19 protein-coding genes are annotated in these 20,553 nt (G+C 52.0%); 11 read left to right on the forward strand and 8 right to left on the reverse strand.

Annotated elements, in window-relative coordinates:
• Nucleotides 1-161: 161 nt before the first annotated feature.
• Together BS640_RS19765 and hemN are read left to right on the forward strand one after the other, a co-directional pair.
• Nucleotides 162-851, forward strand: coding sequence for a LuxR C-terminal-related transcriptional regulator (locus tag BS640_RS19765; RefSeq protein WP_084913207.1), 690 nt, complete (start codon nucleotides 162-164; stop codon nucleotides 849-851).
• A gap of 277 nt (nucleotides 852-1,128) precedes the next feature.
• The gene (gene hemN / locus BS640_RS19770; RefSeq protein WP_017493423.1) at nucleotides 1,129-2,502 is read left to right on the forward strand and encodes an oxygen-independent coproporphyrinogen III oxidase; all 1,374 of its coding nucleotides are present in this window, start codon (nucleotides 1,129-1,131) and stop codon (nucleotides 2,500-2,502) included.
• 79 nt (nucleotides 2,503-2,581) lie between these two features.
• Here the strand turns inward: hemN and BS640_RS19775 are convergent, their stop codons facing one another.
• The 3 genes from BS640_RS19775 to BS640_RS19785 form a co-directional block, all read right to left on the reverse strand.
• Nucleotides 2,582-3,715, reverse strand: coding sequence for an L-dopachrome tautomerase-related protein (locus BS640_RS19775; protein ID WP_017493422.1), 1,134 nt, complete (start codon nucleotides 3,713-3,715; stop codon nucleotides 2,582-2,584).
• A gap of 168 nt (nucleotides 3,716-3,883) precedes the next feature.
• Nucleotides 3,884-4,576, reverse strand: a complete 693-nt coding sequence (locus BS640_RS19780; RefSeq protein WP_017493421.1) for an RraA family protein — start codon at nucleotides 4,574-4,576, stop codon at nucleotides 3,884-3,886.
• Between the two features lie 3 nt (nucleotides 4,577-4,579).
• Entirely contained in the window at nucleotides 4,580-5,560 is a 981-nt protein-coding gene (locus tag BS640_RS19785; RefSeq protein ID WP_017493420.1) for a hydroxyacid dehydrogenase, read from the reverse strand.
• A 94-nt stretch (nucleotides 5,561-5,654) separates the two neighbouring features.
• Between BS640_RS19785 and BS640_RS19790 the strand changes: the two genes are divergently transcribed.
• The 4 genes from BS640_RS19790 to BS640_RS19805 all read left to right on the forward strand — a co-directional run bounded on the left by BS640_RS19790 (nucleotide 5,655) and on the right by BS640_RS19805 (nucleotide 8,553).
• Nucleotides 5,655-6,545: a LysR family transcriptional regulator gene (locus tag BS640_RS19790; protein ID WP_026110741.1), complete on the forward strand. Its 891-nt coding sequence runs from the start codon at nucleotides 5,655-5,657 to the stop codon at nucleotides 6,543-6,545.
• 435 nt (nucleotides 6,546-6,980) lie between these two features.
• Nucleotides 6,981-7,409, forward strand: a complete 429-nt coding sequence (locus tag BS640_RS19795) for a DoxX family protein (protein ID WP_017493418.1) — start codon at nucleotides 6,981-6,983, stop codon at nucleotides 7,407-7,409.
• A 75-nt stretch (nucleotides 7,410-7,484) separates the two neighbouring features.
• Complete coding sequence (locus BS640_RS19800) at nucleotides 7,485-7,961, forward strand: GlcG/HbpS family heme-binding protein (RefSeq protein ID WP_017493417.1); 477 nt, start codon at nucleotides 7,485-7,487, stop codon at nucleotides 7,959-7,961.
• Between the two features lie 121 nt (nucleotides 7,962-8,082).
• A complete protein-coding gene (locus BS640_RS19805) occupies nucleotides 8,083-8,553 on the forward strand; it encodes a GlcG/HbpS family heme-binding protein (RefSeq protein ID WP_017493416.1) in 471 nt (156 codons plus the stop codon).
• Nucleotides 8,554-8,630: 77 nt separating this feature from the next.
• Here BS640_RS19805 and BS640_RS19810 read toward each other — a convergent pair whose 3' ends face one another.
• From BS640_RS19810 to glnA, 5 genes are all read right to left on the reverse strand, one after another.
• On the reverse strand, nucleotides 8,631-9,317 hold the full coding sequence (locus BS640_RS19810; RefSeq protein WP_017493415.1) for a TerC family protein: 687 nt from the start codon (nucleotides 9,315-9,317) through the stop codon (nucleotides 8,631-8,633).
• 8 nt (nucleotides 9,318-9,325) lie between these two features.
• A complete protein-coding gene (locus BS640_RS19815; protein ID WP_017493414.1) occupies nucleotides 9,326-10,615 on the reverse strand; it encodes a CitMHS family transporter in 1,290 nt (429 codons plus the stop codon).
• Between the two features lie 467 nt (nucleotides 10,616-11,082).
• A complete protein-coding gene (glnG, locus tag BS640_RS19820; RefSeq protein WP_017493413.1) occupies nucleotides 11,083-12,495 on the reverse strand; it encodes a nitrogen regulation protein NR(I) in 1,413 nt (470 codons plus the stop codon).
• A gap of 7 nt (nucleotides 12,496-12,502) precedes the next feature.
• Nucleotides 12,503-13,552, reverse strand: coding sequence for a nitrogen regulation protein NR(II) (gene glnL / locus BS640_RS19825; RefSeq protein ID WP_017493412.1), 1,050 nt, complete (start codon nucleotides 13,550-13,552; stop codon nucleotides 12,503-12,505).
• A gap of 236 nt (nucleotides 13,553-13,788) precedes the next feature.
• The gene (glnA, locus tag BS640_RS19830) at nucleotides 13,789-15,198 is read right to left on the reverse strand and encodes a glutamate--ammonia ligase (RefSeq protein WP_017493411.1); all 1,410 of its coding nucleotides are present in this window, start codon (nucleotides 15,196-15,198) and stop codon (nucleotides 13,789-13,791) included.
• A gap of 434 nt (nucleotides 15,199-15,632) precedes the next feature.
• Here glnA and typA point away from each other — a divergent pair, with 434 nt between their 5' ends.
• From typA to fabY, 5 genes are all read left to right on the forward strand, one after another.
• The gene (gene typA / locus BS640_RS19840; protein ID WP_017493410.1) at nucleotides 15,633-17,456 is read left to right on the forward strand and encodes a ribosome-dependent GTPase TypA; all 1,824 of its coding nucleotides are present in this window, start codon (nucleotides 15,633-15,635) and stop codon (nucleotides 17,454-17,456) included.
• Between the two features lie 179 nt (nucleotides 17,457-17,635).
• The gene (gene yihX, locus BS640_RS19845; RefSeq protein WP_084913208.1) at nucleotides 17,636-18,238 is read left to right on the forward strand and encodes a glucose-1-phosphatase; all 603 of its coding nucleotides are present in this window, start codon (nucleotides 17,636-17,638) and stop codon (nucleotides 18,236-18,238) included.
• A 17-nt stretch (nucleotides 18,239-18,255) separates the two neighbouring features.
• Entirely contained in the window at nucleotides 18,256-19,128 is an 873-nt protein-coding gene (locus tag BS640_RS19850) for a virulence factor BrkB family protein (RefSeq protein WP_017493932.1), read from the forward strand.
• A gap of 7 nt (nucleotides 19,129-19,135) precedes the next feature.
• The gene (gene dtd, locus BS640_RS19855; RefSeq protein WP_084913209.1) at nucleotides 19,136-19,573 is read left to right on the forward strand and encodes a D-aminoacyl-tRNA deacylase; all 438 of its coding nucleotides are present in this window, start codon (nucleotides 19,136-19,138) and stop codon (nucleotides 19,571-19,573) included.
• Nucleotides 19,574-19,607: 34 nt separating this feature from the next.
• Nucleotides 19,608-20,540, forward strand: a complete 933-nt coding sequence (fabY, locus tag BS640_RS19860; RefSeq protein ID WP_084913210.1) for a fatty acid biosynthesis protein FabY — start codon at nucleotides 19,608-19,610, stop codon at nucleotides 20,538-20,540.
• Nucleotides 20,541-20,553: the final 13 nt, after the last annotated feature.

The following is a 20,553-nucleotide window of genomic DNA, read 5'->3' on the forward strand; positions in this document are numbered from 1 at the left end:
CTATTTAATTTTATAGCCAATAGACGTTTGCTTTATTTTAAAATCACCGCCTTTGTTCGGCGGGTGAATTTAAGTTAATTAAAGTCTCTGGTTAATTTTTATTGTGTTTCTGGTTTCATAGCATATGAGCTGTTAACAATAGAATTCTACTGAAGGTAATTATGTGTATAAATATTGTAATAGCCGATGAGCTGAGGCTTGTGCGCAAAGGCGTCATTTCCCTTATAAATAATATGCATTATGGCGAGCAGCTGGGTGAAGACCCGACCGGTGGCTATAATATTATTGCTGATACTTCCACGCCTAATGAGCTGGTCAATATTTTATCCAGCAATAGCGTAGACCTACTTATTCTGGGGTATTCGCTTAGCACCAAAGAAAATAGCAATCCTATTTCATCGCTAGACGGTTATGCGTTAATAAAATGGTTAACCAAAAAATACCCCGATCTCAAGATTATTGTTATCTCGCCCTATAAGCACCCGAGCCTGATGCGTACCATCCTCGAGATGGGGGCGACCGGTTATATCAGCATGGATATCTGCGAGAAGACGCTGGAGCGGGTTATCGTCTCGGTATTGAATAATGAAGTTTATGTCGAAAAGGGTATGATGAAGTCTCTCTTTCAGGGCGGAGATCGCAGCGGAAAAGACGTCTCTTTAAAGGAAATGGAGGTCCTGCGGTTACTGTGTAAAGGGCTGAATCTGACCAGCATTGCTAACAGAATGAATTTGAGTATTAAGACGGTGAGTGCGCACAAGCTGCGGGCCATGAGCAAGCTGGACGTCGATTCAGACTGTCAGCTTTACTGTCTGTTGACGGAGACCAAGCTGTTTAACGTCTCATTCTGACCCTGAACTTTACCCATTATTTTTACCTTAACGGCAGGTCTGGTTGATGAATGTCATTGTAATAGCAATAACCCTATTCTTTGTATGTTTTGTTACCTGCCTGTTATGTAGACTACAACGCCTGTCGAGACAGAAGTCCCGCCTGCGCCGTATTGGTTCTTCAAAAATGTTCAACAAGCCGCCTGTGGCGCGACGACCGGTAAGGCGTCGTAAACTCGACGGGCGATAAAAGTCCGTGGTGACGCACGGGCTCCTCACTTTCTATTAAGGAGTCAGTATGTCTGCACAGGCTATCGAATGGGATATGGCGATGATTCAGAAGTATAACTACTCTGGACCGCGATACACGTCTTACCCCACAGCGTTAGAATTCAGCCCCGAGTACAGCAATGACGCCTTTGAGCAGGCGACAACGCGCTTCCCCGAGCGGCACCTTTCCCTTTATGTGCATATCCCTTTTTGCCACCGGCTTTGTTATTTCTGCGGCTGCAACAAGCTGGTGACACGCCAGCAGCATAAAGCTGAAGAATATCTGAGCGTGCTGGAAAAAGAGATAGTGCATCGTGCCTCGTTGTTTGCAGACCGACAGGTCAGCCAGCTGCATTGGGGAGGCGGCACCCCAACCTATCTTAATAAATCGCAGATAAGCCGACTCGTCGCCCTGCTGCGTAAACACTTCAATTTTATGCCCAATATCGAAATGTCACTGGAGCTTGATCCGCGTGAAATCGAATTGGATGTACTGGATCATTTACGCCTTGAGGGATTCAACCGCCTCAGCATGGGCGTGCAGGATTTCAATAAAGAGGTCCAGCAGAAGGTGAATCGGGTTCAGGACGAGGAGTTTATCTTTGCGCTTGTTGAACGAGCCAAGGCGCTGGGCTTCAGTTCTACCAACATCGACCTGATTTACGGCCTGCCGAAGCAGACTCCCGAGAGTTTTGCCCTGACGCTCCGTCGTGTGGCTGAGCTGAATCCCGACAGGCTAAGCGTGTTTAACTATGCGCATATGCCCACGCTTTTCGCCGCTCAGCGGAAAATCAAAGAGGCCGATTTACCCAGTGCCGAAGACAGGCTACGCATATTGCAGCAGAGCATCGCGTCGCTGACCGAATCAGGTTACCAGTTTATCGGCATGGACCACTTTGCCCGCCCGCAGGACGAGCTGGCGATTGCTCAGCGCAATGGCGAACTGCACCGTAATTTTCAGGGATATACCACGCAGGGTGAAAGCGACCTGCTGGGGCTTGGCGTCTCGGCGATTAGCACGATCGGGGATACCTATGCGCAGAATGAAAAAGACCTGAAAACTTACTATGCGCAGGTTGAGGCTAACGGCCATGCGCTGTGGCGTGGTCTGAGGATGACAGATGAAGATTGCCTGCGCCGCGATGTCATTAAATCACTCATTTGCCATTTCGCGCTGGATTTCGCGGAGATTGAGCAATCACACGGCGTGAGTTTCAGAGACTATTTCGCCGAAGATTTGGCGCTGCTCGCGCCTCTCGCACAGGACGGTCTGGTAGACATCGGGGAGAACGGCATTGTAGTCACGCCGAAAGGACGACTGCTGGTGCGCAACATCTGTATGTGCTTCGACAGCTATCTCCGTCAGCAGGTTCGCCAGCGGCAGTTCTCGCGGGTAATCTGATTCTTATCTGATATTTCACATAAAAAACAGCCGCTTAGCGGCTGTTTTTCAGTGTCTGCATCCTGCTGCGAAATAACGCTTACTGATGATCGATCGGTGAAGGTTTGATCGGCAGAGGCAGTTTGTAGATTTTAACCGGATATTCAACCGTTGAAGGTTTGCCGCCGGTGGTGGCAGGCGTGCGGTTGATTTGACCCGATGGCATCCACAGCGCGCCGTCGCTTACCCACATGGCATCAATCCAGACCAGACGCGGGTCGGAGACCACCGTCGAAACTTTACCCTCTGGGGTAATGCGTTTGATGGAACGGGTGTTGATGTCAGACGCGTAGATATTGCCCTCGCTGTCAATGGCGGTTCCGCCAGTGCTCCAGGTATCAAGGAATTTCTTGGCGTGCTTGTTCACTTCGCTGGCTGGCAGGGAAGCATCGTCCAGATAGCGGGTTTCGATACGGGCTAATGGACCTGGAATTGCCTGGTAGTACAGCCATTTACCGTCAGGAGACACTTCCAGCTGGTCCAGACCCACGCGTTTTTCCTTGCCGTTTGGCAGGATGAGTTTTTTGCCGTCGGCATAGATTGGCGTGTGGTCAATCGACAGCGGCTCGTTGTCCAGTACGCGGTGTGCCTTGCCGGTATTCAGGTCCAGCACGACTAAGCCTACGGCACCAGGATCCGTCATATAGGCGAAGTGGCCGTTGAAGCGCACGTCATCGATATAGCTGGCAGGTTTAAGCACCGGTGGCTTGATAAGATAGGTTTTGACCACCTTATTGGTGGAGAGATCAATCTTCACCAGTTTAGCGCCACCGTCTACCGATTTTGCACCGGTACCGATGCCAGTATTACCCGAGTCTACCGCCCACAGGTAACCGTCTGGCCCAACGCGGAGGGCGTTTACGTGGAGGAAGTGATGCTCAGGATCGGAAGGTTTCCACTGGTTCCAGTCCGCGTCAGGGTAAGGGGTGATTTTTCCGTTCTCACCGACTTCACCGAGTTCCAGACCCGGGCCTTCAGACTGGGTAAAGGAGGCGAAAATACGACCCTCTTTTGTTACCGTCACGCCGTTCCAAACGTGTGCAGAAGTTGCCATTTGTTGCAAACGGGCATCTTGCTGAGTGGGAAGTGTCGGAGGCAGTTGATCTTTTGCCTGCAGTCCCGTTGCCAATAACAGACCAATAGTCAGAGTGAGTGTTTTTACCACGAGTTTCATGCCAGCTCCTGTTCAAAATAATGCTTAGAGGTTGATACGGAGTTCGCTTGTAGACAGGGGAATAGCATCCGTTGCCCAGGCCGCGTTCTTACAATGCCACATTGCGTAAGGTGTGCGGCAAAACGGGGTGTTGCCACCCCTAAGGTCGTTCAAAATCTAGAAGGTTGCTTAGACCGGGCAACCTTTTGAGCGCAGTAAGCTATTGAAACGCTCAGGATCTGTGGTGCCTGAGGCGTTGTGCGCCCTGATTTGCTCTTCACGCTCGGCGTGTTTTTGTACTTTTGGCAGCAGGTCCTGCAGCTCTTCATAAGGGATGGCGATAACGCCATCCGCATCGCCCACAATAAGATCGCCTGGGTTAACCAGTAGACCGGCGCAGGAGATTGGCACATTCACTTTACCCGGACCGTCTTTGCTTGGGCCGCGCAGCGTATTACCGCGAGCGAACACGGCAATGCCGCCTTCTGCCCATTCGTTCAGATCGCGGATCGCGCCATCAATCACGAAGCCTGCGATTTTCTTGGTCAGTGCAGAAGTGCGCATCAGACCGCCAATCAGCGCCTGAGTCAGGTCACCTGAACCGTCAACGACAATAACGTCGCCCGGCTGTGCCATCTCAATGGCTTTGTGAATCATCAGGTTGTCGCCGGGGCGTACTTTTACCGTCAGAGCCGGGCCACACAGCACAACTTTGTTGTCGGCGTGGTAAGGCTGTAGGCCAAGTGCAGCGGTGCTGCGGCCCATGGTGTCGCCGATGTTTGGAACCGGCAGGCGGCGGAATGCCTCGATGGTGGCAGAGTCAGGCACGTTGTCGCGTTGACCGATAAAGTAGCCTGCTGGCCATTCGCTGCGAGAAGTCATTCGTTACTCTCCTTTCTTCAGGGATTCAGGATTTACACAGGCACGAATATTGATTCGATTCTGTTGTAAGAAATCTAAACACTGCTGCGCGGCCGAGCGAGATACGGCATCCAGCGCCTCAGGGGTTGTTCCGCCAATGTGCGGAGTCATAACAATATTGCTGAATTGACGGAAAGGGTGGTCGAGCGGTAACGGCTCGACGGCAACGGTATCAAGACCTGCCGCCGCAATTTTGCCCTCTGTTAGCGCCTGAACCAGGGCCGGTTCGTCAATCAGCTCACCTCGTGAGGTATTAATAACGATTGCGCTGTCGGGAAGCTGTGCCAGTGTGTCGGCGTTAAGCATCAGGCGAGTCGCCTTGTTAACCGGACAGTGCAGACTTAGTACGTTGCTGTTTTTTAACAGCTCTTGCAGAGAAGAATATTGTATCGCATCGGACGTATCGGTACCCGGCGCAATGGCCGGGTCAAAAAATGCCGTACGCATGCCGATGGCTTTGGCAATGTGCGCTACGCGACGACCGATTTCGCCATAGCCCACCAGGCCCAACGTCTTGCCGGACAGCTCAATCCCTTGGCTGCTACGGGTCCAGCGGCCCTCGGCAATTTCCTGCTGGAAGAAAGGCAGCTGGCGCGCTGCGCTCAGCATCAGTCCGACGGTCAGTTCGGCCACGGACTGCGCATTGGTTGCAGGCGTGGTCAGTACCGGAATAGCGCGTTCGGTGGCGGCTGCCACGTCAATGTTGGTCACGCCCACGCCGTGCTTGCAAATGATTTTTAGTGACGGGCAGGAGGCGATAGCCTTGGCCGTCAGGTTCACGGTGCGGGAAATAACGGCATCGTAAGCCCGGGTTTCCATCAGCTGTTCCACTTCTTTTTCGTCGTTGGCATTTTGCAGGTAATCTACCTCGCAACCCGCGTCCGCCAAGACTTTGCGGCCAGCTGCACCCAGTGCCGGTGCGGTCATTAAAAACTTATAGGTCATACGCTACTCCAGTGCTATTTTTACCCATATTGGCACTGTTAAAAGATAAATCATAACGCCTGAATTTTATTTATTGATTCCTACGAGGAATGGAATGGAACTGAAATACCTACGCTATTTCCTGGCTATTCAGGACACCGGGCATCTGGGAAGAGCCGCTATAACCCTTGGTATTACTCAACCCGCGCTAACAAAATGCATTCAAAGATTAGAAAAAATCTATAACACACGATTGATTTTAAAGGTCGGAAGAGGGATCCGTTTGACTGAAGCGGGGTTGCTACTTTGTGAGCGGGCTCAAAAAATCGTACAAGACATGGAAATCACTCAGCGAGATATGGGCGCGCTGGCGGATGGCACTGCGGGCTATATTCGCCTCGGCGCGGCGGCAACGGCGGCCGAATTCATGCTGCCTCAGTTGGCAAAAAGGCTGTTGATTGAGGCTCCGAGTGTGCGTCTTGACGTGAAAGTCGGCATGAATGACCTGCTACAGTCTACGATGCGAGAAAAACAGCTCGATATTATCCTCGGCTTTTTGCCGGACAAAAGTCACGAGTTTATCGCCCGCCCGCTGCTCGACGACCCTGTCGTGCTGGTGGCCAGCAAAGACCATCCACTGGCGGGGGTCCATCCTACTTCGGAGCAGCTCGACCAGTACAACTGGCTGCTGCCGTCGAAGAAGGTCGCGACCCGTCAATGGCTAGAACAGCGTCTGCGTGCAGGAGGATATCCACCGCCGCGTATCCAGATTGAGGCTAACTCGATTGCCACACTGCATTCGGTGATTGTCGAAACCAACCTGCTGAGTTTCATTTCGCGCCGCGCACTGGAGGAGATACAGCACGCAATCCCGCTGGTTGAAATCCCGATGCCGCTGTTGGTGATGCCGCGCACCTTTGGCCTACAGTTCCATTCCTGGAGTGAGCTTTCGCCGGTAGCGCGACAGTTTGTTCAGATAGCCGAGAAAATTTGGAATTACCAATAGCCCTTCAAAGAGAGCGTCTATTGATTTAAATGTAGCCTGTAGTAAACGAATCACTCAGTAAATAAACAGTAACTCTGAAATATTAGAATATACTTCTTTATACACCGCCACATCTCCTTCGATACAATAGGCTTACTATTATTATTCTCTGGGTATCGTCCCAGGGAATAAACAGATAATCCCTCGTTATTATTTTCCTCTAAACTAATTCCGTTACGTGATAAATAACCAAAGAGATAACTATTCATAACTTGTTGGAACTTCTTTTCGTGAACACGGCGTGATAAAAATGTATTACAAATGTTATAAGTCGATTCGGGTTAAGTTTAAGTAATATCATTTTATCCTGCCGTATTTTGAATCACAGCGCATAAAACTGTGGCCAGAAATATGAAGGGGTAATGGCCATTATTAATGAACGTAGGGAAACATATTATGAGTAAAGCGTCTGATTTTGCGTATGTCATCGCGCGAATTCTTGCCGTGGGGCTGTTCTTCACTTCAGGGCTTGAAAAGGTATTCCAGTATTCTCAGAACGTCAGTGAGATGGCGCAGAATGGCGTACCAAGTTTCTTCCTGCCGTTGGTTATTCTGCTCGAAGTAGGGGGCAGTATTGCCATCGCCTTCGGCTTTTTGACCCGCTTTACCTCTGTGTTCATGGCGGCGTTCTCCATCATTGCCGGTTTCCTGTTTTATCAGGGGTTCACCATGCCACACCTGATTGTATGGCTTAAGAATGCGTCCTGCGCGGCAGGTTTCATTTTGCTGGTATTAAACGGCCCTGGCCGCTGGAGCCTGGATCATCTGATTAGCCTGAAGTTTGGCAACAAGAAAACCGGCGGTGCGCAGAGAAGCGCAGCATAACGATTTAAAAGAAATCTGTAGTGGCGGGTTAGCGGTTTTCGCGCCCGCTTAATGTGTTAAAAAAGTGAGAAATCTATGAAGAAAGTCATGTGTGCACTCTTGGTATCCGGGCTGCTGGCCGGTTTTGCTGCTCAGGCAGCGGACGATGGCATTACCCGCGTTCCCGTTTTAACGCGCGACCAGGCGAACGTATTATTGAAAAAAGCGGAAGATACCATTAAGACCCACCATATTGGTGGCGCTGTGGCTATTGTTGATGCCGCTGGACAATTAATTACCTTTGACCGTTTGGACGGTGCAACGCCTGCGAATATTGTACTGGCGCCTGAGAAAGCCAAGACCTCGGCTTATTTCGGTCAGCCAACCGAGTCTTATCAGCAAAAAGTTTCTCAGGGTAATTTGCTTATATTAGGCAACCCACGTATTTTACCTTTCTCTGGCGGTATTCCAATTAAGCTGGATGGGCAGGTAGTCGGCGCTATTGGTGTAAGCACGCCTGATGGCAACGTGGATACCGAAGCCGCTAAAGCCGCTTTAACCGCACTGAAATAAAAAACTAAAAATAAATTAACTATTGGTCGTTCGCCTTTTTAGAACGGCCCTTATTCATGAGCAATATTATTTACCCATGATTTAACCGCGTATTAAATATCACCTACCTACAGGGGCTACAATGAAGAAATTATTACTGCTTGCTGCATTATGTTCTATGGGCAGCATGACGGCTTTTACTGCCAACGCCACGCTGACTCAAACTATTCTTTCCTACAGTGACGCTGAAAAGCTGCTCACCGTGGCGACAGATAAAGCCAACAGCCTGCACGCCAACGTCTGTATTGCGATTCTGGATCAGGCCGGTCAACTGCTGGCATTCAAACGTATGGACAATGCGCCGGTAGGCTGCATCGACTCCTCTATTCTTAAAGCACGTGCCGGTGCGCTTTACCACACACCGACCGACAAATATATGGGCCGTGCCAACGGCTCAGAGCCTGCTATCGCAACACTTCCTGGCATGGTTCCATTGGGGGGCGGCAACCCGATTGTCTTTAACAACAACGTGATCGGCTCCGTAGGCGTTAGCGGCTCGGCTAACCCGAACGAAATTGCTATCGCGCAGACCACGGCTGACAGCCTCAAGTAATCCTGACACCACAATGAAAAAACCCCAGCGGAATGCATCCACTGGGGTTTTTTTATGTCTTGGACGCGCGATAACCGTTAGTGGCTCTTTTTGGCGTCCAGCTTGCCTTTACCTAGGCCAAGCGCCAGGACCAGCAGCGCGCCAACAACTCCGGCGATGGTTGGCAAATGAGCGATGGCGGCAATTTGCAGATGGGCGATAGCCGGGTCGGTGACCAACATGCTGCCGGCAATCCAGCCAATCAGCGCGCCACCCAGCATGATAACCACCGGGAAACGGTTGATAATCGCCAGTACCAGTTTGCTGCCTGCGATGATGATAGGGATGCTAATCACCACGCCGAGCGCGACCAGAAGAATATTCCCCTTACCGGCCGCCGCGACCGCCAGAACATTGTCCAGCGACATCACCACGTCGGCGACCACGATGGTCATCGCCGTCTTCCACAGGCTGGTCGCACTTTTAACGTCGCTCTCTTCGTCTTCGTTGGCAACCAGCTTGATACCAATCCACAGCAACAGCAGTCCGCCAACCAGCTTCAGATAAGGCAGATTGAGCAGGCTGACCGCAATGATCAACAGGACTACACGCGCCAAAATGGCTCCGGCGGTACCGATGAAAATCGCCTTGTTGCGTTGATGAGGCGGCAATTTCCGGCAGGCCATGGCGATAACCACCGCATTATCACCGCCCAACAGCAGGTCGATTACAATGATCTGTAGCAGGATGACGATGAAATCCCATTGTTCAAATAACCAAGTCATAAAACACTCTATGCAGCGTAAAAAGGGAAAATCCCGGTAAGAAGCGAAACGACAATCAGGATCAGGCTGCTTACGAGGGACCATTTAAATGTGAAGTACTGATTCTCTGAATAATCCAACTTCAGCATGCTGACCACCAGGTAGGTGGAGGCAACCAGCGGACTCAGAATATGCACCGGCTGGCCCATCAACGAGGCGCGCGCCATCTCGATACCGCTGATGCCGTGATGCTTCGCCGTATCTGCCAACACCGGCAGCACGCCGAAATAGAACACGTCGTTGGACACCAGCCAGGTCATCGGAATGCTCAGCAGCGCCGTCACCACCGCCATATATGGACCCAGAGACTGAGGAATGACATCAAGCAATGCCGTGCCTACGGCGTCCACCATGCCGGTACCGCTAAACACGCCGGTAAACACCCCGGCCGCAAAAATCAGGCTGGAAACGGCCAGAATCGGAGGGGCATGTTGTTCCAACTGCTCTTTCTGCGCCTGAATGTCCGGAAAGTTAACAATCAGGGCCAGACAGGCGGCAATCATGAACAGATAGCTTAACGGCAACACTTCGATACATAAACCAATTATCAACAAAAACGTTAAAACCCAATTAAAGTAGAAAGTTTTTGTGCCACGGCAGCGGTGCTGCTCGTCGATCGTATTTTCGAAATTAAGGTCAAGATGGTTGCCCAGACGTGCCCGCTCGCGGCGACCAAAGATATAGGCCAGGACGAAGGTCCACACCGCGCTCGCCAGCAGCCCCGGCAGCATCGGAACGAACATATCGCCGATTTCAACGTGCATTGACGTCGCGGCCCGCGCGGTCGGTCCGCCCCAAGGCACCATATTGCCCAGCCCCGAGACCTGCAACAGCAGGCAGCAGACCATCGGCAGAGACAGTCCGAGGCGCTGGTAGATGGGCAGGAAGGCGGAGAGCACGATGATGTAGATAGTGGCACCGTCGCCGTCCAGCGCCACGATAAACGCCAGCAGCACGGTACCGAGGAAGATTTTAACCGGGTCGCCTTTGACCGCTTTAATGACTCGCTTAACCAGCGGGTCGAACATGCCGGCCTCGGTCATCACCATGAAATAGAGCATGGCAAAGATAATCATCACCCCGTTTGGCGCGACGGTTTTTATGCCATCCATCATGAATTTGCCGATGTGGGCGTAGAAACCGCCGATCAGCGCGAAAACGGTCGGAATAATGATAAGCGCGGTTAGGGCCGAAAGCCGCTTGGTCATCAAGCAAAAGATAAAGAAAATGAGCATCAATACACTCAATGTCACCAGCATGTTTCATTCCTCTGTAGGGGAGAGATAAAAAATAAGATTGTTGCAACAGTCTGTTAGCTGCTTGTTTCTTTTGGGTTATTTTCAAGGATTATGTCAGTAACAGGGGGTTAAGAATGGCTTCTGGTTTTATGAATAGATTCCTGAAGGGAATGATAGGCCCTTCAACTTATGTTGATAATTTAAACTAAAAATGTACCAGTAGGTTCATATTGCCCTGTTGACCTTGATAATAGGGACTTTTAGGAAAATTCGCAGCAAGGGTTTCAGCCTATTTTTGGCATCGGGAGAGGGCGTTGGGTGGGTTTTTGCAAGGTAAATGGTGTTTCGAGTTTGTGAGCAATGACAAATAATTCAAACGAGCTATAGGAGGTTTCAGGCATAAAAAAGCCCCGACAAATGCGCCGAGGCTGTTGATATATGGGCTAGATCACACTTTCATCACGCGCTGAAAGCTGTCTCGCCGGGCATTATTCCATGCCCAATTCTTTTAACTTGCGGGTGAGGGTATTGCGTCCCCAGCCCAGCAGACGTGCGGCTTCCTGCTTGTGGCCCTGCGTATGGCGCAATGCGGTGGTCAGCAAGGTACGTTCCATTTCAGGCTGTGCCTCGGAGAGCAAGTTTTGATGACCGGAACGCAGCGCGCGGTCCGCCCACTGTGCCAGCAGCGTCGCCCAGCTGTCGGGCAGACTCTGTCCACCGGTCTCCGGTGCGCTGCTCTCGAACAGCTCTGAAGGCAGGTCCTGAATCAAGACTTCCTGACCTGCGGCCATCACCGTCAGCCAGCGACAGGTGTTTTCAAGCTGGCGAACGTTGCCCTGCCACGGCAGACGCGTCAGCGCCGTTTCGGTTTCAGGATGCAGGTTTTTCGCTTCAACACCCAGCTCTTTCGCCGCCACTTGCAGGAAGTAGCGCGCCAAACGCGGGATGTCTTCACGGCGCTCACGCAGCGGCGGCAGATGCACACGGATGACGTTCAGACGGTGGAAAAGGTCTTCACGGAATTTACCTTCTTGCACGCGCATCTCGAGATTCTGGTGCGTCGCGGCAATGATTCGGACGTCGACCTTAACCGGCGCATAGCCGCCAACGCGATAAAACTGGCCGTCGGCCAATACGCGCAGCAGACGGGTTTGCACGTCCATCGGCATATCACCGATTTCATCGAGGAACAGCGTGCCGTTATCGGCCTGCTCAAAACGTCCCTGACGAATCTGATTGGCGCCGGTGAAGGCCCCTTTCTCATGGCCAAAGAGTTCTGACTCAATAAGGTCCTTTGGGATAGCGGCCATATTAAGCGCGATAAAGGGGGCTTTGGCCCGTGGACTGTGGCGATGCAGCGCGTGAGCGACCAGCTCTTTACCCGTACCAGACTCACCGTTAATCAGCACGCTTATTGATGACCGGGAGAGGCGACCAATGATGCGAAACACGTCCTGCATCGCCGGTGCTTCACCGATGATGTCCGCCGTCGGCCCGCTGGCCGGTTGGCTGCGTGCAGGCTGCTGCTGTTCCTGATAGTGGCTGATGGCACGCTCAACCAGTGCAACCGCCTCATCGATATCAAAAGGCTTCGGCAGATAGTCGAAAGCCCCCTGCTGATAAGCGCTCACTGCCGCGTCCAGATCCGAGTGCGCGGTCATGATGATCACCGGCAACATCGGATGACGTTGTTTGATTTGTTTTAACAGCGCCAACCCGTCCATGCCGGGCATGCGAATATCTGATAACAAAACGTCAGGGGTTTGAGTCGCAATGGCATCCAATACTTCATTGCCGCTGTCGAACGTGGTGCAGTGTAAACCCGCTCCAGTGAGCGCGCGTTCAAGTACCCAGCGGATGGAGCTATCGTCATCGACGATCCAGACTATCCCTCGTTGCATAAGAACCTCACTGGCGAATAGGCAGGAAGACCGAGAATTCGGTGTGTCCTGGCCAACTGTTAAATTCAACTTTACCCGAATGCTGATCAATCAAACTGCGCGCGATGGACAGGCCCAGACCTGTACCCCCTTCGCGGCCACTGACCATAGGGTAAAAAAGTGTATCCTGCAGATGCGCAGGGACGCCGGGACCGTCATCTTCAATATCAATGCGGGCCACCAGGCGATAGCGCACACCGTGCAGGGTAATCTGGAATGCGGTTCGCGTTCTCAGCGTGATAGTGCCGCCTTCCTCTCCCAATGCCTGCAAGGCATTCCGGGTAATGTTGAGCAGGATCTGCTCTATTTGATCCGGGTCGTGGGCCAGTTCCGGCAAGCTTGGATCGTAATCCCTGACCAGCTGCACGTTGTCCGGCTTCTCCATCGACACCAGTTGGCAAACCCGCTCGGCAACCTGGTGGATGCTCTGCGTAATATGCTGGCTTGGGCGCTGTGGGCCTAACAACCGGTCAACCAGGTTACGTAATCTGTCGGCCTGCTCGATAATGACCTTGGTATACTCCAGGAGGGCGGGATCGGGGAGCGCCTTTGACAGCAGCTGCGCCGCACCGCGTAAACCACCCAGCGGATTTTTAATCTCATGTGCCAGCCCGCGAATCAGATCCCTTGCGGCGACCTGCTGTGCGTGCTGAAGCTGTTCCTGACTCAGGCGACGCTGGTTATCCATCGGCGCCAGTTCAATCAAAATAAAACCTTCCGGCAAAGCCTGTGCGGTCAGCGACATAATGTGTGCTCGACCATCTACCACCAGAGTCACTTCGCTGTCGGTAAATCCTTGCCCAGCCTCGATACTTTCGCGCATGAGCTCAATGTTGAGCGAAAAGTAGCCCACCAGATCGGGTAACGGTGTCCCGAAAAGCTTGCGTGAACTCTGCGCTAATAATTGCTGAGCCGCCGGATTGGCGTAATGCACGGCCAATTCTTCGTCCAACAGCAGAACGCTGTTGATAAGGGAATTGAGGATCTGCCCAGCATCGGGCAGCTTGCCAGTTGCCATACAGCAGTCTCCCGCACCTGATTGGTGCATTTTAACCGCCTCCCGCCAAACAAGTCGGGACAGTGGTGTAACACAGGAAAGATTCGTGGAGAAAAAAGCCCATCCGGAGATGGGCTTAGATTTTCCACGGCAACAAAAAATATTTCGATATTTTTGTTCTGCGCCACGAACGGGGTTCGGGCACAGTCAGCTAAGCTCGGGGAGAGGACCCAACCTCTCCCTTGCGCTACGGCGAATTAGACGCTGTAGTACAGTTCGAACTCAACTGGGTGTGGCGTCATGCGCACGCGGTCGTTCTCTTCTTTACGCAGATTGATGTAAGCATCAATTGCGTCGTCGGTGAACACGCCACCGCGGGTCAGGAACTCACGGTCAGCGTCCAGTTCGTTCAACGCTTCTTCCAGTGAACCTGCAACCTGTGGGATCTCTGCCGCTTCTTCTGGTGGCAGGTGGTACAGGTCTTTGTCCATCGCATCGCCAGGATGGATTTTGTTGATGATGCCGTCGAGGCCAGCCATCAGCAGGGCAGCAAACGCCAGGTATGGGTTAGCCGCTGGGTCTGGGAAGCGAGCTTCGATACGCATAGCTTTAGGGCTAGAAACGTGTGGGATACGGATAGAAGCAGAACGGTTACGCGCTGAGTAAGCCAGCATAACTGGCGCTTCATAGCCCGGGACCAGACGCTTGTAGGAGTTGGTGGTTGGGTTGGCATAAGCGTTGATGGCTTTAGCGTGCTTGATGATACCACCGATGTAGTACAGTGCAGTCTCAGAGAGGCCGCCGTATTTGTCGCCAGAGAACAGGTTGTTACCGTCTTTGGACAGAGACATGTGGCAGTGCATGCCTGAACCGTTATCGCCAAACATTGGTTTTGGCATAAAGGTCGCAGTTTTACCAAATGCGTGAGCCACGTTGTGAACCACGTATTTGTAGATCTGGATTTCGTCAGCTTTTTTGGTCAGGGTGTTGAAGCGGGTTGCCACTTCGTTCTGGCCAGCGGTGGCGACTTCGTGGTGGTGAGCTTCAACTACCAGGCCCATTTCTTCCATGGTCAGACACATGGTAGAACGCAGGTCCTGAGAGGAGTCGACCGGAGGAACTGGGAAGTAACCGCCTTTCACTGCTGGACGGTGGCCTTTGTTGCCGCCTTCGTATTTGGTACCGGTGTTCCATGCGCCTTCGATATCGTCGATAGCAACATGAGAACCTGCGATGCTGCTGCCGAAGCGCACGTCATCGAACAGGAAGAATTCTGGCTCAGGTCCGAACAGAACGGTGTCCGCGATGCCTGAAGATTTCAGGAAGTCTTCAGCACGTTTTGCGGTTGAACGCGGGTCGCGATCGTAGCCTTGCAGCGTGTTTGGCTCAACGATATCGCAACGGATGATCAAGGTTGATTCTTCAAAGAACGGGTCAAGAACCGCGGTGCTCGGATCTGGCATCAATACCATGTCTGAGTCGTTGATAGTTTTCCAGCCACCGATGGAAGAACCATCGAACATTTTACCATCTTCGAAGAAGTCTGGGCTCACCTGGTGAGCAGGGATGGTAACGTGCTGTTCTTTACCCTTGGTGTCAGTGAAGCGAAGGTCGATGAATTTAACTTCATTTTCCTTGATAATCGCAAAAACGTGTTCAGCGGACATACTAGTTCTCCCGAATTTCTCATTATGTCATCGTCGTGGAACGAAACGAATAAACAAACATTGTTGAAAATGGCGTGTGGCCTAAACAGCTTTATTAGTTGCTCTGATAAGACTCTTTTCACCCTGGATGATTGATTGCGAAATCTGTGCCAACTTTGTGAAAAGGGTGTGAATGCCATTTTACGCGGGTTGCATGGTTATTCAGTATGCACCATAACGGGAAATGTGCACCATTTTGGTTCAATAATGCGAGTGTGGTGAACCATTTTGGTGCACCATTTTGGGTCAAGGGGGATTTTGCACCGTGAAAGGGATCGCAAAGTAACCATACAGAACTTGTTTGCAAGAGTTTCTTGTGAACTTGTTTAGAACCTAGCCTAATACGTGTACAATAGCGCGCTATTTCTATATTTCTAAATGCCTGAGGCAAAGCTGTGATCGAAAATTTGCGTAACATCGCCATTATTGCCCACGTTGACCATGGTAAAACTACCTTGGTTGATAAGCTGCTACAACAATCCGGTACCTTCGGAGAACGTGTAGAAGCCACCGAACGCGTAATGGACTCCAACGATTTGGAGAAAGAGCGTGGGATTACCATCCTCGCAAAAAACACCGCCATTAATTGGAAAGACTACCGCATCAACATCGTGGATACCCCAGGACACGCCGACTTCGGCGGTGAGGTAGAGCGTGTGATGTCAATGGTTGACTCGGTGCTGCTGGTTGTGGATGCAATGGATGGCCCGATGCCGCAAACCCGTTTCGTGACCAAAAAAGCATTTGCTAATGGTCTGAAGCCGATCGTGGTAATCAACAAGGTTGACCGCCCTGGCGCGCGTCCTGACTGGGTTGTTGATCAGGTATTCGACCTGTTCGTTAACCTGGACGCAACCGACGAACAGCTTGATTTCCCAATCATCTATGCATCTGCACTGATGGGTATCGCGGGTACCGACCATAATGATATGGCCGAAGACATGACTCCGCTGTACCAGGCTATCGTTGACCACGTGTCTGCGCCTAAAGTAGAAGTTGAAGCACCGTTCCAGATGCAGATTTCTCAGCTGGACTACAACAACTACGTAGGTGTTATCGGTATCGGCCGCATCAAGCGCGGTACCGTTAAGCCTAACCAGCAGATCACTATCATCGATAGCGAAGGCAAAACCCGTAACGGTAAAGTCGGTAAAGTTCTGACCCACATGGGTCTTGAGCGTATCGAAGCGACCGTTGCCGAAGCTGGCGACATCATCGCTATCACCGGTCTGGGCGAGCTGAACATCTCCGACACCATCTGTGATCCACAGAATGTCGAAGCGCTGCCAGCACTGAGCGTCGATGAACCTACCGTGACCATGTACTTCAACGTCAACACCTCTCCGTTCTGTGGTAAAGAAGGTAAGTTTGTGACCTCGCGTCAGATTCTGGACCGTCTGAACAAAGAGCTGGTGCACAACGTGGCACTGCGCGTTGAAGAAACCGAAGACTCTGACGCATTCCGCGTTTCAGGCCGTGGTGAACTTCACCTGTCGGTTCTGATCGAAAACATGCGTCGTGAAGGTTTCGAGCTGGCCGTTTCTCGTCCTAAAGTTATCAACCGTAAAATCGATGGCCGCATGCAAGAGCCGTTCGAAAACGTGACTTTGGATATCGAAGAACAGCACCAGGGTTCAGTCATGCAAGCTATGGGTGAGCGTAAAGGCGACGTTAAGGACATGATCCCTGACGGCAAAGGTCGTATTCGTCTCGATTACCTGATCCCGGCTCGTGGCCTGATCGGTTTCCGTACCGAATTCATGACCATGACTTCCGGTACGGGTCTGCTGTACTCAACCTTCAGCCACTACGACGACGTTCGTCCGGGCGAAATCGGCCAGCGTCAGAACGGCGTGCTTATCTCTAACGGTCAGGGTAAAGCTGTTGCGTTTGCTCTGTTCGGCCTGCAGGACCGCGGTAAGCTGTTCCTGGGTCACGGTGCAGAAGTGTATGAAGGCCAGATCATCGGTATTCACTCACGTTCTAACGACCTGACCGTTAACTGCCTGACCGGTAAGAAACTGACCAACATGCGTGCTTCTGGTACTGACGAAGCAACCACGCTGGTTCCTGCTATCAAGATGTCCCTTGAGCAGGCGATCGAGTTCCTGGATGATGACGAACTGGTAGAAGTTACTCCTCTGTCTGTACGTATCCGTAAACGTCACCTGACCGAGAACGACCGTAAACGTGCTAGCCGTGGTCCTAAAGAAGGTTAATCTTCTTCCCGGTTAAACGTTTGTCGTCAAGAGGGCACCTTTGGGTGCCCTTTTTTTTATCTATTTTTTCTTTATACAAGCCACAAGCATGTATTCGTGTCACTGTTCAGACCTAAGATTTACCGCTAACCTCTAATGACTTATAAAGTAAGCTTCATCTTTGAAATCAGGAGCGTGCAATGTTGTATATTTTTGATATGGGCAACGTGTTAATTGATATCGATTTCAAACGTGTACTGGGTGTCTGGAGCAATCTTAGCGGTGCGCCGCTGGCTCATTTAATCGAGAGATTTACCTTGGGAGAGGTGTTTCAGAAGCACGAGCGGGGAGAAATCAGCGACCAACAGTTTGCCGAACAACTCTGTCATGAGATGGGTATCGCGCTGAGCTTCGAGCAGTTTAGCGCAGGCTGGCAGTCGATATTTATCGGCGTGCGTCCCGAGGCTATCGCGATAATGAAAACCTTGCGCGAGCAGGGGCATCGCGTGGTGGTGCTTTCCAATACCAATCGCCTGCACCTTGAGCACTGGCCCGTTCACTATCCAGAAATCGAGCAAAACGCCGATGCGTTATACTTGTCTCAAGATTTGGGAATGCGCAAGCCGGACCCGGCCATCTTCAAGTATGTGCTGGAGAAAGAAGGCTTCACGCCGCAGGAGGCCGTATTCTTCGATGACGTGGCCGAGAACGTCAACGCCGCTAGCGCGCTGGGTATTCAGGCTATTTTGGTCACCGACAGCCAAACGCTGCCGCGTCATTTCAGCGGCGATCAAATCACCTAAGTTTAAAGGATGAAGCAATGCCAAGGATCCATCCCAAACTGAAGTGTGCAGCCCGTTTTAGTCATATGCTCCTCAAGCGCGCCGACAGCGATGGATTAACCCTGTTGGCGGGTCATCTTGCGTATGTTTCTTTGCTTTCACTGGTTCCGCTGATTGCGGTGGTGTTTTCCCTGTTCGCCCTGTTTCCGGTGTTTTCGGATATCAGCAACCAGCTGAAAGATTTTATCTTCGCCAACTTTATGCCGGCGACCGGCAATATCATTCAGCGCTATCTTGAACAGTTTGTGGCGAACTCCAGCAAGATGACGGCCGTGGGGACCTGTGGTCTGATAGTGACCTCGCTGCTGTTGATTGCGTCCGTAGACAGCGTGTTGAACAAGATATGGAACGCCCACAGCAAGCGCCCCATTGTTTACCTGTTTGCCGTCTATTGGATGGTGCTAACGTTAGGCCCAATCCTGCTGGTCGCCAGCGTGGCGATAAGTTCCTATCTGCTGTCTCTCAACTGGCTGAACCTCAGCGGCGTGCATTCGCTGGTAGACCATCTGCTGCGCGTGCTGCCGTTGTTGATTTCCTGGATAGCATTCTGGCTGCTCTATTCAATAGTGCCCAAAGTGCGCGTTCCCTACGGCGATGCACTGGTGGGGGCACTGGTAGCCGGTGTGCTGTTTGAACTGGGCAAGAAAATCTTCGCGCTTTACGTGCAACTGTTCCCGTCCTATCAGCTTATCTATGGCGTGCTGGCGGTGATCCCAATTTTATTTCTCTGGGTCTACGTCAGCTGGTGTATCGTATTATTAGGGGCTGAAATTACCGTCACGCTCGGTGAGTTTCGTGCCGAGCAACAAGAGCGGGCAGACGTTAAAGACACCGCGCCGCAGGAGAAATAGAGTCTTTATGATTGCGTTAATTCAACGAGTATTAGAAGCCAGTGTGACCGTCGACGGCGAAGTTTGCGGCCAGATTGGACCGGGGCTATTAGTTTTGCTGGGCGTTGAGCAGGGCGATGACGAACAGAAAGCCAAAAAGCTGTGCGATAAAGTCGTGGGTTATCGTATCTTCGGTGACAGTGATGACAAAATGAATCTGAACGTGACCCAGGCCGGTGGCAGTTTGCTGGTCGTTTCACAGTTCACGCTGGCCGCCGACACCCAGAAAGGAATGCGCCCCGGCTTTTCGCGCGGTGCTGCACCCGCCGAGGCAGAGCGTCTTTACCAGTATTTCTACGGTCAGTGCCGTGAGAAGGGCATTCCTACTGAAACCGGACGTTTCGCCGCGGATATGAAAGTGGCTTTGGTCAACGATGGTCCTGTGACCTTCTGGTTGCAGGTCTGAAGCAACGGCGCAATGCCTGAGAGAGAAAGTATCTATGTATCACCTGAGAGTCCCCGTAACCGAATCAGAACTGGCCGCTTATTATAAATTTCGTTGGGAAATGCTGCGCAAACCTCTGCACCAACCGGAAGGTTCGGAGCGTGATGCTTATGATGCCATGGCGCACCACCAGATGGTGGTCGACGAACAGGGCGAACCCGTCGCCGTTGGACGTTTATATATTAATGCCGACAACGAGGCGTCTATTCGCTTCCTGGCGGTAGATCCCGACGTACAGGCTAAAGGGCTGGGTACGCTGGTCGCGATGACGCTGGAGTCGGTGGCGCGACAGGAAGGTGTAAAGCGCGTGGTGTGTAGCGCGCGCGAAGACGCGGTAGAGTTTTTTGCCAAGCTGGGATTCATCAATCAGGGCGAGATAACCACGCCGCAAACCACGCCGGTGCGCCATTTTTTGATGATCAAACCGATAGCCACGCTGGACGATATTCTCCATCGCCCCGATTGGTGCGGGCAGCTGCAGCAGGCCTGGTACGACCATATTCCGCTGAGCGAAAAGATGGGCGTGCGGATAAGCCAGTACACCGGTCAGCGTTTTGTGACCACCATGCCTGAGACCGGCAATCAGAATCCACACCACACGCTGTTTGCGGGGAGCCTGTTTTCTCTGGCTACGCTGACCGGCTGGGGCCTGATTTGGCTGTTGCTGCGTGAACGCCATCTGGGCGGCACGATTGTGCTAGCCGACGCCCACATTCGCTATAGCTCACCGGTCACCGGCCGCCCGAGAGCAATTGCTGACCTCAGTTCGATCAGCGGTGATTTGGACCGTCTGGCTAAAGGGCGCAAGGCGCGCGTCCAGTTAGAGGTGAAGCTGATGGGTGAAGAGGGGGAAGGTGCGATATTCGAGGGGACTTACCTGGTATTGCCCGCCTCGGCTGATGCGCCCCTGGAGCCTGCGATTAACTAGTAAAAAAGCCCGG

It is taken from the genome of Rouxiella badensis (genome assembly GCF_002093665.1).
GTDB classification, from domain to species: Bacteria; Pseudomonadota; Gammaproteobacteria; order Enterobacterales; family Enterobacteriaceae; genus Rouxiella; species Rouxiella badensis.

Coding starts and splice junctions, on each gene's coding strand:
- BS640_RS19765 (WP_084913207.1), top strand. CDS start 162: ATGTGTATAAATATTGTAATAGCCGATGAGCTGAGGCTTGTGCGCAAA.
- hemN (WP_017493423.1), top strand. CDS start 1,129: ATGTCTGCACAGGCTATCGAATGGGATATGGCGATGATTCAGAAGTAT.
- BS640_RS19775 (WP_017493422.1), bottom strand. CDS start 3,715: ATGAAACTCGTGGTAAAAACACTCACTCTGACTATTGGTCTGTTATTG.
- BS640_RS19780 (WP_017493421.1), bottom strand. CDS start 4,576: ATGACTTCTCGCAGCGAATGGCCAGCAGGCTACTTTATCGGTCAACGC.
- BS640_RS19785 (WP_017493420.1), bottom strand. CDS start 5,560: ATGACCTATAAGTTTTTAATGACCGCACCGGCACTGGGTGCAGCTGGC.
- BS640_RS19790 (WP_026110741.1), top strand. CDS start 5,655: ATGGAACTGAAATACCTACGCTATTTCCTGGCTATTCAGGACACCGGG.
- BS640_RS19795 (WP_017493418.1), top strand. CDS start 6,981: ATGAGTAAAGCGTCTGATTTTGCGTATGTCATCGCGCGAATTCTTGCC.
- BS640_RS19800 (WP_017493417.1), top strand. CDS start 7,485: ATGAAGAAAGTCATGTGTGCACTCTTGGTATCCGGGCTGCTGGCCGGT.
- BS640_RS19805 (WP_017493416.1), top strand. CDS start 8,083: ATGAAGAAATTATTACTGCTTGCTGCATTATGTTCTATGGGCAGCATG.
- BS640_RS19810 (WP_017493415.1), bottom strand. CDS start 9,317: ATGACTTGGTTATTTGAACAATGGGATTTCATCGTCATCCTGCTACAG.
- BS640_RS19815 (WP_017493414.1), bottom strand. CDS start 10,615: ATGCTGGTGACATTGAGTGTATTGATGCTCATTTTCTTTATCTTTTGC.
- glnG (WP_017493413.1), bottom strand. CDS start 12,495: ATGCAACGAGGGATAGTCTGGATCGTCGATGACGATAGCTCCATCCGC.
- glnL (WP_017493412.1), bottom strand. CDS start 13,552: ATGGCAACTGGCAAGCTGCCCGATGCTGGGCAGATCCTCAATTCCCTT.
- glnA (WP_017493411.1), bottom strand. CDS start 15,198: ATGTCCGCTGAACACGTTTTTGCGATTATCAAGGAAAATGAAGTTAAA.
- yihX (WP_084913208.1), top strand. CDS start 17,636: ATGTTGTATATTTTTGATATGGGCAACGTGTTAATTGATATCGATTTC.
- BS640_RS19850 (WP_017493932.1), top strand. CDS start 18,256: ATGCCAAGGATCCATCCCAAACTGAAGTGTGCAGCCCGTTTTAGTCAT.
- dtd (WP_084913209.1), top strand. CDS start 19,136: ATGATTGCGTTAATTCAACGAGTATTAGAAGCCAGTGTGACCGTCGAC.
- fabY (WP_084913210.1), top strand. CDS start 19,608: ATGTATCACCTGAGAGTCCCCGTAACCGAATCAGAACTGGCCGCTTAT.